Genomic DNA, 16,549 nt, shown 5'->3' on the forward strand with positions numbered 1-16,549 from the left:
TCACGCGGTCGGGCCGCCGGACCAACGAAGCTCAGCCGTGCACCCGGGCGACCCAGGCGTCCGGGTCGCTCAACTCGCTCAGGTACGGCAGCGTGAGCGGCGAGTCCCACACCCGGTTGAAGCCGTCCATGCCGACTCGCTCCACCACGGCGTGCACGAACTTGCGTCCCTCGGCGTACTGCCGCAGCTTCACGTCGATGCCGAGCAGCCGGCGCATCGCCCGCTCGATCGGGTTGCCGCCCTCGCGGCGCTGGTTGAACCGCGCCCGGATGTCCTCGACGGTCGGCACCACCTCCGGGCCCACGCCGTCCATCACGAACTCGGCGTGCCCCTCCAGCAGCGTCATCACCGCGGTCAGCCGGTCCAGCACGGCCGCCTGGGCCGGTGTCTGCACCAGATCCAGGACCGAGGCCCGACTGTCCGGGTTGCGTACGGCGTCGGCCAGCGCGGCCACGCCGTGACGCAGCCGGTCGATGATCTGCTCGCCACCGGACTGCGAGGCGTCGACGAACGACCGCACCTCACCCAGAAAGTGCCCGCGCAGCCAGGGAACGGCGGTGAACTGGGTGCGGTGGGTCACCTCGTGCAGGCAGACCCAGAGCCGGAAGTCGTGCGGCTGCGCCTCGAGACGGCGCTCGGTCTCGACGATGTTCGGGGCGACCAGCAGGAGCGTGCCCGGATCGGAGGCGAAGACCTCATACTGCCCGAGGACCTTTCCGGACAGGTACGCCAGCACGGTCCCGGCCTGCACTCCGGTCACCCGGGAGCCGACCACACTGGTGAAGGAGCCCGGCTCGCGGTCGCCGGACAACTTGGCGACCAACGGGTTGATCACCTGGCGGAGCCCGGCGATGTTGACCGATGCCCAGTCCTTGCGGTCGACGACCCGGACCGGGGCGTGCGCGACCGCCGGACGCATGCCGGTGAATTCGAGCACGTGGTTGGCGGCTTCGTCGGTGACCCGGCGCAGGTCGGCGACGACTTCGGCGGCTTCGGAATAGGACACGGTGGGCCCGGCCTTGCCGAGGGCGCCAGCGGTGGCGGCGGCCAGATCCCAATCGACGAACTGAGCCATGACCCCACCGTACCCGGGCCGAGCCAGGTCGTACCGGCCCGAACAGATCGCGAACCAGGCGTACGCGCTGGTCAGGACACCCTTGCCAGGGCGATTCCGATCTGGTCCAGCGCCTCCTCGGCGGCGAAGGTACCCGCGACCACATGATCCGCCATGGCCGCGAAGACGAGCAGGTGTCCCTGCGCGTCCGTGACGTACCCGGCCAGCGCACTCACCCCGGTCAGCGTGCCGGTCTTGGCCCGGACGTCGCCGTCCGCCGGGTTGATCGACGGTGTGGCGAACCGCTCCAGCAGGGTCCCCGAGTAGCCGGCCACCGGCAACCCGGTGAACAGGCTGTGCAGCCGCGGCTGGTCGGGCCGGGCGGCCAGGGCGAGGATCCCGGTCAGCAGCGCCGGGGTGAGCTGGTTCTGGTGGGACAGGCCGCTGCCGTCGACGATGTGGACACCGCCCATCGGCAGCCCGAGGGCACCCAACTCCTGCATGACTGCCGCGGCTCCGCCCGCGAAGCTGACCGGCTTGTCGAGCACCAACGCGACCTGCCGCGCCATCATCTCGGCGATCGTGTTGTCGCTGTTGGACAGCATCTGTTCGAGGAGACTCACCAGCGGCGGCGACTTGACGACGCCGAGCTGCGTAGCGGGGGCCGGCGAGGCGTCCGCCGCGGCCGCGTCCGCCGTCCCCTGGCTCGGTCCGGCACCGGTGTCCGGCGGGGCGGTACCCGCGACGACCGCGCTGTTCGGCACGCCGAGCAGCTTCGCGAACTGCTGCGCGGCGGCCAGGTCCGGCTTCGGGTACCGCGGCGACGTCCCGACCTCCGACGGGTCGATCCGGCCGCCGTCGGTCATCAAGGCGGTGATCCGGGCGGACTGGCCGCCGTCGTCGACGTCGCTCGCTTCCCACCCGGGGCCGAAGTTGGAACCGGAGAAGAGGGACGAGTCATAGATGACCTTGGTCGGCCTCGCGTCGCCGAGAGCACGCTTGACCTGAGCCGCCAGGTCGTCCAGCCGGGCCGCACCGGGGTAGGTGCCGTTCGGCCCGCTGGCCAGGGTCGGATCTCCGCCCCCGATGATCACCACCGTTCCGGGCTCGGTGCCCACGACGACGCGCGTCGGCAGCTGGTACTCGGGCCCACGAAGGGCCAGCAGCGCCACGGTGGTGGCGAGCTTCATGGTCGAGGCGGGCGTGGTGGGGTCGGTGGCGTGCTGCGCGAACAGCTGCGCTCCGGTCGAGGCGTCGGCGACCCGTACCGCCACGTGACTACCCAGGCGGCTGTCGGCCAGCGGGCCGCGCAGGGCCGCCGACACCGCGCCCGCGGTGGGAACCGGGCCGTCGGCACCCTCGGTCGCGAGTACCGGAGAGGGTGCCGCGGGGGGCGTGGCGGAGGGCTGGTCGGCCGTGGGCGCCGATCGGGCTCCCAGGAACCCGCCCGGGTGCGTCGTGATCAGCCCGGTGGCGACCACGACAAGTACGAGGAGTGCCGCCGCCAGGCCGATCCAGAGCCGGCGCCGGTTGGCCGGCGGTACCGGTTGGTCGAGGCCAGGCTCCGGAGGCTGGACGGGGCCGCCAGCCCTGGCCGGGCCGGCCGCGACCGATCCGGTCGGCGCTGCCGGGCCCGGCGGCTGGCTCCGCGCGGCCGAGAGCGGCTCTCGCGGCTCGGTCTCCGAGCCCGGCCAACGCGGAGCCATCGGTTGGGTAGAGCGGGCGGTGCCCGGGCCCCTCACCGGGTTCAGCGCCTCGGTGGGTGACTCCGCGAGCCTGGATCCGCGCAGCTCGGGTGTCGCCGGCCCCTCGCTACGGGGAACCGACCGGGTGGGCGGCGGAGCCATCGGTGCTGCGTGAGTTTGCGCCCAGGTGTCCGGTGGCGGGAGCGGTGCGGTCCGGTCGGGCGGGGCCTGCTGATCGAACCGCGGCCGGGTGAACGGTGGTGGCTCGGGCGTGGCCGCCCAGGGTGTGTCCTGGCTGGGCCGCACCGCTGGGCCCGGCCCTTTGGCCTGGCTGGATCCCGCGGCCTGGCCGGACTGTGTGGCCTGGCCGGACTGCGCGCTCCGGCCGAAGGCCCCGGGCCGGCGGGGTAGGTCGGACCTGCCCGGAGGCGCGGCGGGTGGCACGGTCGGCGGCACGGCGGCCGACGGTGGAGTTGCCGCGCGTCCGGCGGGTGGTGCGGCCGGAGGAAGCACGGTCGACTGCGAGGCCGGCGGGGCCGGGGCCGGTCTCGTGATCGACGGGATCGGGCGGCTCGACTCCTTGGTCGACGCGATCGGGGACGACTGGGACGGGGACGACTCGGCCGGACGGCTGGCGGACGCCGGGGGCGGCGGCGGGTCACCCGGGGTTACCGCAACGACTCTGGCCCGCGCGGATGCCGGCGGCAGCTTGTCGATGGGCGTGAGCGTGCCCGCCGGCTCGGCCGACCGGGGCTGATCGACGGGCGGCGCCACAGGCGGTTTCGCGGACGGGCCAGCCGATTTGACCGGCGGTGCCGGCCGGGCCGGGGCCGACGGCTGGACCGAAGTCGGCGGCTGGGCCAGAGTCGGCGGCTGAGCCGAAACCGGCGGTCGGGCCGGGGCCGGCGGCGGGGCCGGCAGCTGGGCCGGGGCCGGGGCCGGGGACTGGACCGAGATCGGCGGCTGCGCCGAAACCGGGGGCTGGGCCGGTGAGGCCGGCACGGGTGGCGTCGCGGACACCGGTGGCTTGGGGGTCGGCGCCGGAGACGGCCTCGGGGAGGAGACCGGAGCCGGTACCCGTGCGCGCCCGGGAGCCGTGGATGGCGACGAAGTGGGCGGCGCAGGCGGTGTGGACGGAGACGGCTCCGCCGGTGCCGGGGCCGGAGTCGAGGGCTTGGGCGGCTGCCGCTCGTACCGGTGGGGTGCCGCGGGTACGCTCGCCCGCCCGCTCCCGGTCGCCGGTGCCACCGGTCGCAGCCGGGAACCGTCCGGTCGCTGTGCCGTCTCCCGGCCGGTCGACTCGCCGGCCGATTCGCCGGTTGCCTGCTCGCCCGCCGGCTGGGGCTGCCGCGACTCGGCATCCGGGTCGGCACCGGGGTGCGAATCCTGCCCGCCCAAGCCGCCTCCTCATGCAGATCCCCGGCTGCCCGGATCGCGTCCGCGGCCCCGCCCCGTTGCCCTGGGAGCCTAGCCCCAGCGGAGACGAATCGAGGACATTCCTCATCACCGACCACCGTGACCGACTGGCGCTCAATCGACCGTCACGGCACCGCGCTGCCTCGGTGACGGCCAGCGGGCTGGCGGGCGCAACCGGCGGGAACGAAATGGCGAACCGGCGAGCACAAAACGGAGAGGCTCCACGCTAACGGATCCGCCGCCTGCGACGGGACGTTTACCCCGTCGGGCCACCACTCGGCCACCCGATCCCACCAGTCGGAGGCGATATCCGCCACTCTCGGCACGCCCCCTGCCACGCTGGTACGCGGGGCTAGGCGACACTAGTCGAGTCGGTCGCGGCGTGGCGAACCTGAGCATAGGAGCGGTGAGATGGATTTCGACGTAACGGTTGAGATCCCCAAGGGGCAGCGCAACAAGTACGAGGTTGACCATGCCACCGGACGGATCCGGCTCGACCGCACCCTGTTCACCTCGACCCAGTACCCGGCCGACTACGGCTTCATCGAAGGAACCCTCGGCGAGGACGGCGACCCGCTCGACGCACTCGTCCTCGTGCAGGAGCCTACGTTCCCGGGCTGCCTGATCCGGTGCCGCGCGATCGGCATGTTCCGGATGACCGACGAGAAGGGCGGCGACGACAAGGTGCTGTGCGTCCCGGCCTACGACCCCCGCCTGGAGCACCTGCGTGACATTCACCACGTCGCGGAGTTCGACCGCCTGGAGATCCAGCACTTCTTCGAGGTCTACAAGGATCTTGAGCCGGGCAAGAGCGTCGAGGGCGCGTGCTGGGTGGGCCGCTCGGATGCCGAGGCGGAGATCGTGAACTCGCGGGAGCGGCACCGGGTGGCGGTCGCTGACGGCACCTACGTCGACCCGGGTGTGGCGCCGACCGCGCGACCGCTCGACGACTGACCCGGCTCAGCCGGCCAGCCCGCGTACCGCGCCGTAGAGGCCGAGCACCGCACAGGCGATCGGGATCACCGAGATCACGCACAGCGCGTCGAGCAGGTCCGCCGCCCGGCCGAGGTACGGTCCCGGCGGCCGGGTCCGGTACCGGAGTCCGGCCGCCAGGCACACCACCGCCACGGCGAGCGCCCCGGCCACCACCGGCAGCGTCGCGGGTACCCGGGTCAGCAGCGCCCCGGCCGTACCCGCGCCGGCCAGGAGCAACGGCAACCGGTGCCGTACCGCCGGAAACAGCCGGGCCCGTACCAGGAATCCCGCCGCCGCCACCGCGACCAGCAGGCGACCGGCGTCGCCGGCGGAACCGGCGAGCGACACGGCCGCCACGGTGGCCGCGACCGCCAGCCCGGACAGCAGGCCGGCCAGAATCTCGTCGGCGCGTACCGCGGCGGCGTGCACCCGCGCCCGGTCCAGCCGTTCGGGCTGATCCGGCGCCAGCACCGGTACCGGTAGGTTGCCCAGCCGCATCGCCAGCAGCGGTACCGCCGCGGCGCCGATCACCAGCACGGCGAGCACGACGGCGGCGGCCAGGCCGGCGCTCAGCCGGTATCCGAGCCCGGCCCCGAGCACGCCGAGACAGCCGGCGGCCAGGCCGGCCACGAAGATCCGCAGCCGGTCACCGATCCCGACCGCGGCCACGGCGGCGACCACCACCACGGCGACCGAGGCGACCAGCAGCCGCGGGGCGAAGTCCGGGCCGAAGGCGACCGTGAGCGTGCCCCGGTCGGCGGGCACGCCGGGGGCGAGGACGAGCAGGCCGCCGGCGAACGCGTACGGCAGGGCGAGCGCCGCCAGCACCGAGCCGGCGGCCGAGTCGGCGTACGCCCGGGACGCCACGATGCCACCCAGCGTGAGCAGGAGCGCGGCTCCGAGCCCGACCAGCCCGGGCAGCGCACCGTGACCCGGGGCGCCCAGCAGGGCACCGGCACCGAGGAGCAGCACCAGCGCGGCGGCGGTCAGGCCGGTGGTCCGGGTCGCGGCGCCATCCCAGACCTGTCCGTGCCCGCGGGCACCGGCCGCGATCGCGTCGACCACGTCGTCGTACTCCAGTTCGGGCCACGGAGCCTGCCCCGGGCCGAGGTAGAGCACGTCACCGTCGCGTACCCCCTGAGCAGCGAGGCCGGCCCCCACGGCCAGCGCCGTCCCGTCGGCCCGGCGCAGCGCCCAGCCGCCGTGTGCCTGGCCCTCGTCGGCCAGCCCGATGCCGGCGTGGCGCAACAGATCCGGAAGCAGTTCGCCGAGCGGCGCCTGTTCGGGCAGCGCGACGTCGATGCGGCGCTGCGGTGTGTTGACGGTCAGCTTCGCGAGTCCGGTCGCGGTCGTCACCGGCATTGCGTACCACAATCACGCGCGGTGCGCGGGGCACCCCTGGTCGCAGAGTTATCCACAGGCCGTGGCCGAGGGGTTAACGCTGGGTGGGTCGCCCGCCTACCATGAGGCGTCGCTGACCCCGGTTGCCGGGGTGGGCGGGTGGACGGGCGTCGACTGGGGAGGTTGCCTGTGGCCACGGTCGTGGTGACGCGCGGGCCACGCCGGCCGGCACCCGCGCTGCCCACCGGGAAGCTGGCGATCCAGGCACCGCCGGAGGTTCGGCGCCTGAGCGGGTCGCGCTGGGGGCAGTTGCTGGCGGTGCTGCCGATGCTCACCGGCACGGTCGCGACCGCGATGATGTTCGCCGGCCGCCAGGGCGGCGCGTATTCCTATGTGGTCGGTGCGGTGTTCGGCGTTTCGTCGCTGGGCATGCTGGCCACCGGTTTCGGTTCGCTCGGCGGAGCACCGAAGAAGGCCGAGATGATGGCCGCCCGCCGCGAATATCTGCGCCACCTGGCCGGGCTGCGCCGGCGGGTGCGGGAGACCGCGACGCGTCAGCGCGACGCGCTGCACTACCGGCATCCCGGACCAGCGACGCTGTGGTCCGTTGTGGACAGTTATCGGTTGTGGGAGCGGCGGCCCGGCGACGGAGACTTCGGTGTCGCGCGGGTGGGCACCGGCCCGCAGACGTTGGCCACTCCCCTCGTCGCACCGGAGACCGGTCCGCTCGACGAACTGGAGCCGATGACGGCCGGGGCGCTGCGCCGCTTCCTGGACGCCCACGCGGTGGTGCCGGAGCTGCCGGTCGCCGTGGCGGTGTCCGGCTTCGCGCGGCTCTACCTGCGGGGTGGGGACGACCCATCCGGGGACACCGGCGACAGCGGCGGCCTCGGGCCCGACTCCCGCGCGGGGCGGTCCGGGGCCGGCGAGCGGGTCGCGCCGGAGGAGCGGGTGCGCGGGCTGATCCGCGCACTGCTGGCCCAGCTCGCCGCGTTCCACGCGCCCGCCGACCTGCTGATCGCGGTGTGTGCCAGCCACGATCGCCGGCCCCAGTGGGAATACCTGAAGTGGTTGCCGCACGCGCTGCACCCGACCCGCACCGACCGGCTCGGGCCGGTGCGGCTGATCGCCGGCTCGGGGCCGGAGCTGGAGAGACTGCTCGGCGACGTGATCGCCAACCGGCCGCGCTTCGGCCCGGGCAACCACCCGAGTGGGCCGCAGGTCGTGGTCGTGGCGGACGGCGGCGACCTGACCCGCTGCGAGCACCTGACGACCGAGGGCGGGGTCGCCGGGGTGACCCTCATCGACCTGGACCGCACGCCGCCCCGGCTGCTGGACCGGGCGACGATCAGCCTGACCGTGCGGGCAGACGGCACGCTGCACAGCGACACGCTCGACGAACGCGGCGAGGTCGGTCTCGCCGATTCGCTGGAGCTGCCGGCCGCCGAGGCGTTCGCCCGGCAGCTCGCCCCGCTGCGTCTCGCACCGCCGGCCCGCGCCGGGGACGGCACCGGCCAGTCCGACCTCGGCCTGGCGGAACTGCTCGGCGTCGGCGATCCCGACGACTTCACCGCCGCCACCGGCTGGGCTCCCCGGCCCGGTCGTGACCGGCTGCGGGTCCCGATCGGGGTCGGCGAGGCCGGGCACCCGGTGGAGTTGGACCTCAAGGAGTCGGCTCAGGACGGCATGGGTCCGCACGGGCTGCTGATCGGCGCGACCGGCTCGGGCAAGTCGGAGCTGCTGCGGACGCTGGTGCTCGGGTTGGCGGCCACGCACGACTCGGAGTCGCTCAACTTCGTCCTCATCGACTTCAAGGGTGGCGCCACGTTCGCCTCGCTGGACCGGTTGCCACACACCGCCGCCGTCATCACCAACCTGCGCGATCAGCTGCCACTGGTCGATCGGATGACCGACGCCCTCAACGGCGAGCTGCAACGCCGCCAGGAACTGCTCAAGCGGGCCGGCAACTTCGCGAGCCTGCGCGACTACGAGCGGGCCCGCGCCGGCACCGGGCTGGCACCCCTGCCGGTGCTGCTCGTGGTCTGCGACGAGTTCTCCGAGCTGCTGTTCGCCAAGCCGGACTTCATCGAGACGTTCGTCCAGATCGGACGGTTGGGCCGGTCGCTGGGCGTGCACCTGCTGCTGGCCAGCCAGCGACTGGAGGAGGGCAGGCTGCGCGGGCTGGAGACTCATTTGTCGTACCGGATCGGACTGCGCACGTTCTCCGCGATGGAGTCCCGCTCGGTGCTCGGCGTACCGGACGCCTACGAACTGCCCCGCAGTCCGGGGCACGGCTTCCTGCGCTACGCGACCGAGCCGCTGCAACGGTTCCGGGCGGCGTACGTCTCCGGACCGTACCTGCGCCCGGGCCCCGCGCCGGCCGCCGCCGGGATCCTCGACTACACCTCACATCTGGTGTCCGCGCCGGTCCCGTCGCCCGATCCGGCGCCGGCCGCCCCGGAGCCAGCGGCCCCGAGCCTGCTCGACATCCTGGTCGACCGGCTGGCCGGCGGCGGGCCGGCGGCGCATCAGGTGTGGCTGCCGCCGCTGGATCGGCCGGCCCCGCTGGAGGAGCTGATCGGGCCGCTGGTCACCGAGCCGTCGCTCGGCCTGACCACCGCCAACCCGCAGCTGCGCGGTGCCCTGCAGGTTCCGGTCGCGTTGGTGGACAAGCCGTTCGACCAGCTCCGCGAACTGCTCTGGCTCTCGCTCGACGGCTCGGGCGGGCACCTCGCGATCGTCGGTGGGCCGCGCAGCGGCAAGTCCACCCTGCTGTTGACCGTCCTCTGTGGACTCGCGCTGAGTCACACGCCGCGACAGGTTCAGGTCTACTGCCTCGATTTCGGCGGCGGTTCGCTCGCCGGCACCCGGGATCTGCCACAGGTGGGCGGCGTCGCCGGGCGCCTGGAAACCGATGCCGTGCGGCGCACCGTGGGCGAGGTGACCGGCCTGCTCACTACGCGCGAGCGCGAGGGCCTCACGAGCCGCGATGGGCGGGCCGACGTCTTCCTGGTCGTCGACGGCTGGGCGACGATCCGGAGTGAGTACGACGACCTCGAACCCACCATCACCGACCTGGCCACCCGCGGCCTGGCGTACGGCATCCACGTGCTCGTCACCGCGACCCGGTGGATGGATCTCCGACCGGCCATCCGGGACCTCTTCGGTTCCCGGCTGGAACTGCGGCTGGGCGATCCGGCCGACTCGCTGATCTCGCGCAAGGCCGCCGGCAACGTGCCGGAGAACAGCCCCGGCCGGGGGCTGACCACGGACGCCTTCCACTTCCTGGCCGCCGCCCCGCCGCCGGATGCTCTGATCGCCGCGGTGGCCGCCGGCTGGTCCGGGCCGAAGGCGCCACGCGTGCGGCTGCTGCCGACCCTGATCGGGTACGACGAGGTCGACCTGCCGGGCGAGACAGCCATCGGCATCGCGGAGTCCGACCTGCTGCCGGTGGCCCTGGATTTCGCCGCCGAGCCACACTTCCTGCTGTTCGGCGACTCGGAGAGCGGGAAGTCATCGTTCCTGCGCGCGCTGGCCACCTCCATCACTCGCCGGTACCCGCCGGAAGCCGCTCGGGTGGTCATCGTCGACTACCGGCGCAGCCTGCTCGGCGCGGTCGAATCCGATCACCTCATCGGCTACGCCACGGGTGCCGCCCAGACTGCCGAACTGGTCGAGGCGGTCGCCGGGTACATGAAGGGCAGGCTGCCCGGCCCCGACCTGACCCCGCAACAGTTGCGCGACCGTTCGTGGTGGAGCGGCCCAGACTGCTACCTGCTCGTCGACGACTACGACCTGGTCGCGGCCGGCCCGAGCAATCCGCTGCACCCGCTGCTGGAATACCTCGCCCAGGCCCGGGACATCGGCCTGCACCTGGTGCTGACCCGGCGGACCGGCGGCGCGGGCCGGTCGATGTACGAGCCGGTGATCCAGCGACTGCGGGAGCTGTCGACGCCGGGCCTGGTGCTGTCCGGCGACCGGGACGAGGGCGCGCTGCTCGGCACGGTACGGCCGGGGCCGCTGCCGCCGGGACGCGGGTGGCTGGTCACCCGGCGGGAGGGGGTCCGGCTGATTCAGCTCGCGTACCTGCCCCCGGCCTGACGAGTCACACGGTTCTTCAGGGGTGGACCGCTCATCCGTCGGTGCAGGCGCCGGTGTCGGTCTCCTGGGTGGCCGTGCGACCGGCCGAGGCGACCGGAGCGACCTCGGCTGCGCTCAGCGCGAACCCGGTCTGCTGATCGTCGGCCGCCGCCGCGAAGACCACCCCGAGCACCGCACCGTTCGGTTCGACGAGCGGGCCGCCGGAGTTTCCGCTGCGTACCAGGCCACGGATGGTGTAAATGTCGCGAGTGACGGTCGCGGAGTTGTAGATGTTCGGGCCCCGGATCGGGCCGTCATCCCGGATGCGTGCGGCCTGGGCGTCGTACGGGCCGTCCAGCGGGTACCCGAGCACGATCGCGTCCGCCCCGGTCTGGGCGGGTGTCGGGGCGAAGTTCATCACCGGAGCGGACAGGCCCGGCACGTAGAGCACGGCGAGATCGCGCTCCGGGTCATACTCGACCACCCGGGCGGCGTGCAGGTCGCCGTTCTGATCAACGGACACCGACCGGGTACCCGCCACCACATGCGCATTCGTCATTATGTGCTGTGGCGCGTATACGAACCCGGAACCCTCGATACGCCGGGAGCACGACGGCGCGGCCCCGAGCACCTTGATCACCGAGTCCTCGGAGCGGGTCACCACGGTCGAGTTGTCCAGCCCCGAGTCCGGTGCCGGGACCTCCCGGACTCGGGTCGGGTCCAGTTCGCCGAAGACGTCCGGGAAGTCATTGGTGTCGACCGTGCTGCGCAAACCCTCCGAGAGCGTCTGGGCACTGTCCGGCATGACCTCGTTGATCCCGTGCAGGATCGCGCTGTTGCGTACCGACCGGGCCAGCCCCGGCAGCGCCGAGGATCCCAGCGGCGCGGCGACCAGCCAGGCCACCAGCAGCACCGCGATCACCGACACCACGGAGCCGCCCAGGTCGTCGAGGGTCTGGCCGGTACGGTTGTGGATCGACGCGCGCAGCCGGCTGCCTATCCAGCCGGCGAGCCCCTGGCCGGCGATGGCGATGCCGAAGATGGTCAGCAGGGAGATGAACACCCGAGCGAGGTCGGCCTGCACGAAGCTGGCGAACCACGGGCCAAGCTGGAGGCCCAGCGCCGCTCCCCCGAAGAAGCCGACAAAGGACAGCAGGCCGACGAAGAACCCCTGGCGGTAGCCGTTCACGGCGAAGACGATCACCAGAATGACCAGGATGAGGTCGACCAGGCTGCCCTGCACGGACCTAGGGTACGGGCCGATCACCAGTGACGGGTAACTCCACCGTCTCGGCGCGCCCCAGCCAGGGCCGCGACCAGCCGCCCAACTCCAGCAAGGTGGAGAGCACACCGGCGGTGAATCCCCAGACGAGCATGCCCCGGACCCGGAACGCGGGGCCGACCCGGCCGGTGGAGTGCCGTACCCGCAGCCGGTTGGCGGGCTCGACCAGTTCGGCGACCGGTACCCGGTCCACCCGGGCCACCTCGGCGGCCTGCCGGGCGTGTACCGGATGGGGCTCGCGCCACCAGGCCAGCACCGGTGTGACCACGAACCGGCTCACCGGTATCCAGAGCGGCGGCAGCGTGGCGAGCACCTCCACCGTCTCCGGGTCGAGCCCGACCTCTTCCCTCGCCTCGCGCAGTGCGGTCGCGGTCGGATCGGAGTCGCCGGGGTCGGCCGCACCGCCGGGGAAGGCCGGCTGCCCGGCGTGATGGCGCATGTCGGCCGCCCGCTCCATGAGCAGCACGTCCGGGCCGTGTGGGGCGTCCTCGCCGAACAGCACGAGCACGGCGCTCGGACGCCCGCCGGTGGCCGGCACCGGCATGGGCCGGAACGCCTCCTCGTCAGCGTCGTTCACGCGGCGCAGCAGCGGCTGCCACCACGCCGGCAACGAGTCGCTCATCCGGCCCGACCACCTCCACGGGCGACCACCCGGAGGCGACGACCACCGCCGGACCACCGATCGCTCGCGTCGGGCCGGCCGGTGCCCGGGTGGGACCACGCGCCGAGCCACCGGTCACAGACCGTCGGGGAAGTGCCGGAAGTGCCGGTTGGCGGAGCCGAGCAGCAGTCCCCCACCTTCACCGCCGCTCCCGCCTCACGGCGTGTCGTCCTTGCCGACCGCCGCCTTGTGCCTGGCCTCGGCCGTGTTCGCCGCCGGCGCCGGCACCTCGGCCAGCGCGGCGAGCTCCGCGGCGCGGGGCCCCTTGAGCAGCTTCGCCGCCTCGACCGGATCGGTCGGCCCGGTGCCGTAGGACGGGCACAGGTGGGCCAGGGTGCAGGCGCCGCAGGCCGGCTTGCGGGCGTGGCACACCCGGCGGCCGTGGAAGATGATCCGGTGTGACGCCATGGTCCAGTCGCGGCGTTCGAGGAGCTTGCCGACCGCCGTCTCGATCTTGACGGGATCGGTCTCCTCGGTCCACTTCCACCGGTGGACCAGCCGCTGGAAGTGGGTGTCGACGGTCAGACCGGGCACGTCGAACGCGTTGCCGAGGATCACGTTGGCCGTCTTGCGACCGATGCCGGGCAGCGTCACCAGGTCGGTCATCCGGCCCGGGATCTCCCCGCCATAGCGCTCGACCAGCGCCTGGCCCAGCTTCATCAGGGCATCCGCCTTGTTGCGGTAGAACCCGGTCGGCCGGACGATCTCCTCCATCTCGGTGCGGTCGGCCGCCGCGTAGTCGGCCGCCGTCGGATACCGCGCGAACAGCTTCGGGGTCACCTGGTTGACGCCCTTGTCGGTGGACTGGGCGGAGAGGATCGTGGCCACGGCCAACTCCAACGCATTGCCGTGGTCGAGCTCACAGTGCGCGTCGGGGTGAGTCTCGGCCAGCAGCCTGGCCATCCGGCGGGCTCGTCGCTTACGGGCTAGGTCGGTCTCTGGCGCGGTCACGCTGGGAAGCCTACGTCGGCCGACCGACAATCACGGGCTTCCTGCCCGCTCAGGACGGGGTGATCGCGCCGTTGGCGGCTATGTGCGCGCCGGTCCGCGGGAAGTCCGACTTGGACAGTCCGTTGACCAGCGTGATCGCCTGCTTCTTCGGGTCCATCCGGGGCAGGCCCGGCGAGACCATGCGGGTGGGTACCAGCGAGCCGCTGACGAACGTGCCGTCCTTGCGGAGGGTGACCCGCAGGACCCCGCTGACACCGAGCACCCCGCCGGAGTTCAGCGCGTGATACCCGGCGAAGTTGCCCATGCTGTACGCGATCAGGTGTCCCTTGTAGAACTCCATCGCCCGCAGGACGTGGGGGCTGTGCCCGATCACGATGTCGGCCCCGGCGTCGATCATCGCGTGGCTGAACCCGATCGGGTCGCCCCGGTTTTCCCCGAGGTACAGCTCGGTGCCCGGCTTGACGTGCGTGTGATCGGCGCCTTCGCCACCCATGTGCACCTGGATCACCACCAGGTCGGCCTGCTGCTTGGCCTGGCGTACCAGGTCCTCGGCCTTGGAGATGTTCGTGACGTCATTCGCCCACGAGTATGGAGCGAAACCCAGTACGGCGACCTTGATGCCCTTGACGTCGACCGTCGTGATCATGCCGGGCGGCCCGGTGTACTTGACGCCCGCGTCGGTCAGCGCCTCCTCGGTCTGCTCGTGGCCCTTCGCCCCGAAGTCCAGCGCGTGGTTGTTCGCGATGGTCACCAGCGAGAACCCGGCCTGCTTGAGGATGTTCGCGTAGCTCGGCGGCGACCGGAACTGGAAGCAGGTCTTGCCCAGGGAGGCCGCGGAGCACTTGCTGACCCCGGTGTCGTTGGTCAGCGGCTGCTCCAGATTCGCCATCTGCAGATCGGAATGCAGCGCGGAGGCGACACTGTCGAAGAAGCCCTTGCCGTTGTTGGGCGGCAGGAAGTTCGGTGCGGCGCTCATGATCGTGTCACCGACCGCCGACATCGTGATCTCCTGCTGATCGGCTGCCGGGGCGACGCTGGCTCCATCGCCCACCGGAGCCACCGGCGGCATCGACGCACCGGCCGACGCGCCAGTCGCGAACCACTGCGCGGTGGCACCGCCGGAGCCGCTGCGTACCAGGGCGACGCCCATCGCCGCGGCCCCGAGGACCAGCACGGCGATCGCGGCTGTGAGCGGTGCCGTCCGGCCGTTCTGGCGGGTCGCCGAGTGGGGCCGGTCGCGTGGCGCCGGCTCGCGGTGGGGTGGCATGTCTATGTTCTCCGCGGCGGTAAAGGGATTCGCGTTCGACCGGACGATACCGGAGCGGGATGCCCGAGCTAGGTCCTGTCCTGCCGATCATTCGCCGGCCTGCGGCGAGCCCAGCCGCCGCCCGGCTGCGTTCTCGGACTCCTGGATACAACACCGGTATCCAGGAGTCCTGCGGCCTTGCCGGATCGACGCCTGGACCTCGCCTCGGCTCGACAAGATCGGCAGGACAGGCCCTAATCCGCCGAACGTCCAGGGGAATGTGCGCTCCCCGACCACGCCGAGGGATCCGCCTGCCAGGCGCGGGCTCCGTCGAGGATCGCCGCGTGCGCCGCGCGGGCCAGCCGGGAGCCCCAGGCCGAGCGGGGGCCGCAGTACTGCTCGACCGGCCCCTCGGCCGGGCAGACCACGCAGACCGCGTCGGTGCAGGTACCCGTTGCCTCGATGCCCGTCTGCCAGATGGCCTGAGCCTTGCCCTCGGTGACCGTGGTCACGGCGTTCACCAGCGCCGCGGCGGACAGCCGCACCGGTACCCGCGCCACGATGTTGATCGTGCCCACCGGCTGCCGGGGAACCCGCCGGCCGGCCGTGCCCGGGTTGTCGCCCGAGGCGGGACCGTGGTCCCCGGCCGCCGCCCAGCAGGGCAGGCCCAGACCGACGGTGGCGGTCACCGACACCCCACCGTCCGAGCCGCTGACCCTCCTGGCCACGTCGAGTCCGGTCAGCAGGCCGATGCCGGGTCCGTCGCCCAGGCCGAGACCGGCGGCCAGCTCCGTGAGGTGTACGTCCGGGTCGTCACGGTCGTACCACATCGGCACCGTCGCGTTCAGTGCCCAGTTCCGGATCCCGATCCCGCCGCCGAGGGGTCCCGACGAGATCGCGAGTAACGGCCGGTCAAAGCGCCACACCAGTACCGGGACCTCGGCCCCGGCCTCGACCCGGCTGGCCAGGATGGGTTGCACGCCAGACATCGTCCCGCCAGCCACCGCTGCCGATCTTCCCGGGGTGGACGCCCTGTTCGGCGTGGCGTGTGCCTAGACTGGCCTGGCGCGGTCACGCGCGAGCGGAGGTGTGCGGGATGGACGAGGTACTGGCTCGGAGCGGGATTTTCCAGGGCGTGGACCCCGAAGCCGCGGAATCACTCGCCAAGGAGATGGACACCATCGAGGCCCGCAAGGGTGAGGTGATCTTCAACGAGGGCGAGCCCGGCGACAGTCTGTACATCGTGCTGTCCGGAAAGATCAAGCTGGGCCGGCGCGCCGCGGACGGCCGGCAGAACCTGGTCGCCATCATGGGACCGTCGGACATGATGGGCGAATTGTCCCTGTTCGACCCCGGCCCGCGTACCGCTACTGCCACTGCCGTCACCGATGCCCGAGTCGCCCGGCTGCGCAAGCAGGCGCTGCGCCCGTGGCTCACCAACCGGCCGGAGATCGCCGAGCAGTTGCTGCGGGTGCTGGCCCGCCGGCTGCGCCGGACCAACGACTCGCTGGCCGATCTGATCTTCACCGACGTGCCCGGCCGGGTCGCGAAGAACCTGCTCCAGATGGCCGGCCGGTTCGGCACCAGGGACGGCGGAGTCCTCCGGGTCACCCACGACCTCACTCAGGAGGAGTTGGCCCAGCTCGTCGGCGCGTCCCGGGAGACGGTCAACAAGGCGCTGGCCGACTTCGCCTCGCGCGGCTGGCTGCGGCTCGACGGCAAGAGCGTGATCATCCTCGACCCCGAGCGACTGGCCCGGCGGGCCCGCGTTTGATCGCGCGCCACTGAGGCGATCGCTTTCCCTTGACACAGACCGGAGTGCACCTGGCGGGCCAAAAACATGCAGGCTTGACTGTTT

At 72.6% G+C, this 16,549-nt stretch carries 12 protein-coding genes; 4 read left to right on the forward strand and 8 right to left on the reverse strand.

The window, feature by feature from the left end; translation table 11 throughout:
- Window positions 1–31: 31 nt before the first annotated feature.
- Entirely contained in the window at window positions 32–1,075 is a 1,044-nt protein-coding gene (locus Raf01_RS31555; RefSeq protein WP_203921716.1) for an Rv3626c family coenzyme F420 biosynthesis-associated protein, read from the reverse strand.
- Window positions 1,076–1,146: 71 nt separating this feature from the next.
- Window positions 1,147–2,901: a D-alanyl-D-alanine carboxypeptidase/D-alanyl-D-alanine endopeptidase gene (dacB, locus tag Raf01_RS31560; RefSeq protein WP_239134084.1), complete on the reverse strand. Its 1,755-nt coding sequence runs from the start codon at window positions 2,899–2,901 to the stop codon at window positions 1,147–1,149.
- 109 nt (window positions 2,902–3,010) lie between these two features.
- Here dacB and Raf01_RS50635 point away from each other — a divergent pair, with 109 nt between their 5' ends.
- Together Raf01_RS50635 and Raf01_RS31570 are read left to right on the forward strand one after the other, a co-directional pair.
- Window positions 3,011–3,496, forward strand: coding sequence for a hypothetical protein (locus Raf01_RS50635; RefSeq protein WP_203921717.1), 486 nt, complete (start codon window positions 3,011–3,013; stop codon window positions 3,494–3,496).
- Between the two features lie 1,070 nt (window positions 3,497–4,566).
- Window positions 4,567–5,109 carry an inorganic diphosphatase gene (locus Raf01_RS31570; RefSeq protein ID WP_203921718.1) on the forward strand — a complete coding sequence of 181 codons (543 nt, stop codon included), beginning with the start codon at window positions 4,567–4,569 and terminating at the stop codon, window positions 5,107–5,109.
- Between the two features lie 6 nt (window positions 5,110–5,115).
- Here the strand turns inward: Raf01_RS31570 and eccD are convergent, their stop codons facing one another.
- Window positions 5,116–6,486, reverse strand: a complete 1,371-nt coding sequence (gene eccD / locus Raf01_RS31575; RefSeq protein ID WP_239134085.1) for a type VII secretion integral membrane protein EccD — start codon at window positions 6,484–6,486, stop codon at window positions 5,116–5,118.
- A 174-nt stretch (window positions 6,487–6,660) separates the two neighbouring features.
- Here eccD and eccCa point away from each other — a divergent pair, with 174 nt between their 5' ends.
- A complete protein-coding gene (eccCa, locus tag Raf01_RS31580) occupies window positions 6,661–10,572 on the forward strand; it encodes a type VII secretion protein EccCa (protein ID WP_203921720.1) in 3,912 nt (1,303 codons plus the stop codon).
- Between the two features lie 31 nt (window positions 10,573–10,603).
- On the opposite strand, the gene Raf01_RS31585 is transcribed toward eccCa, so the two are convergent.
- From Raf01_RS31585 to Raf01_RS31605, 5 genes are all read right to left on the reverse strand, one after another.
- On the reverse strand, window positions 10,604–11,794 hold the full coding sequence (locus Raf01_RS31585; protein WP_239134086.1) for a MarP family serine protease: 1,191 nt from the start codon (window positions 11,792–11,794) through the stop codon (window positions 10,604–10,606).
- A 4-nt stretch (window positions 11,795–11,798) separates the two neighbouring features.
- Window positions 11,799–12,455, reverse strand: coding sequence for an NUDIX hydrolase (locus Raf01_RS31590; RefSeq protein ID WP_203921721.1), 657 nt, complete (start codon window positions 12,453–12,455; stop codon window positions 11,799–11,801).
- Between the two features lie 195 nt (window positions 12,456–12,650).
- On the reverse strand, window positions 12,651–13,475 hold the full coding sequence (gene nth, locus Raf01_RS31595) for an endonuclease III (RefSeq protein WP_203921722.1): 825 nt from the start codon (window positions 13,473–13,475) through the stop codon (window positions 12,651–12,653).
- Window positions 13,476–13,494: 19 nt separating this feature from the next.
- Window positions 13,495–14,595 carry a CapA family protein gene (locus Raf01_RS31600; protein WP_373319632.1) on the reverse strand — a complete coding sequence of 367 codons (1,101 nt, stop codon included), beginning with the start codon at window positions 14,593–14,595 and terminating at the stop codon, window positions 13,495–13,497.
- A gap of 350 nt (window positions 14,596–14,945) precedes the next feature.
- Window positions 14,946–15,680, reverse strand: coding sequence for an adenosylcobinamide amidohydrolase (locus Raf01_RS31605; RefSeq protein ID WP_203921724.1), 735 nt, complete (start codon window positions 15,678–15,680; stop codon window positions 14,946–14,948).
- 107 nt (window positions 15,681–15,787) lie between these two features.
- Here Raf01_RS31605 and Raf01_RS31610 point away from each other — a divergent pair, with 107 nt between their 5' ends.
- The gene (locus tag Raf01_RS31610; protein WP_203921725.1) at window positions 15,788–16,465 is read left to right on the forward strand and encodes a Crp/Fnr family transcriptional regulator; all 678 of its coding nucleotides are present in this window, start codon (window positions 15,788–15,790) and stop codon (window positions 16,463–16,465) included.
- Window positions 16,466–16,549: the final 84 nt, after the last annotated feature.

The organism is Rugosimonospora africana, assembly GCF_016862975.1.
Lineage (GTDB): Bacteria > Actinomycetota > Actinomycetes > Mycobacteriales > Micromonosporaceae > Rugosimonospora > Rugosimonospora africana.

Bases quoted from the DNA above. Each gene is read 5' to 3' on its own strand.
- Raf01_RS31590 (WP_203921721.1), bottom strand. From the start codon at position 12,455: ATGAGCGACTCGTTGCCGGCGTGGTGGCAGCCGCTGCTGCGCCGCGTG.
- Raf01_RS31570 (WP_203921718.1), top strand. From the start codon at position 4,567: ATGGATTTCGACGTAACGGTTGAGATCCCCAAGGGGCAGCGCAACAAG.
- Raf01_RS31555 (WP_203921716.1), bottom strand. From the start codon at position 1,075: ATGGCTCAGTTCGTCGATTGGGATCTGGCCGCCGCCACCGCTGGCGCC.
- dacB (WP_239134084.1), bottom strand. From the start codon at position 2,901: ATGGCTCCGCCGCCCACCCGGTCGGTTCCCCGTAGCGAGGGGCCGGCG.
- Raf01_RS31605 (WP_203921724.1), bottom strand. From the start codon at position 15,680: ATGTCTGGCGTGCAACCCATCCTGGCCAGCCGGGTCGAGGCCGGGGCC.
- Raf01_RS31610 (WP_203921725.1), top strand. From the start codon at position 15,788: ATGGACGAGGTACTGGCTCGGAGCGGGATTTTCCAGGGCGTGGACCCC.
- Raf01_RS31600 (WP_373319632.1), bottom strand. From the start codon at position 14,595: ATGGGCGTCGCCCTGGTACGCAGCGGCTCCGGCGGTGCCACCGCGCAG.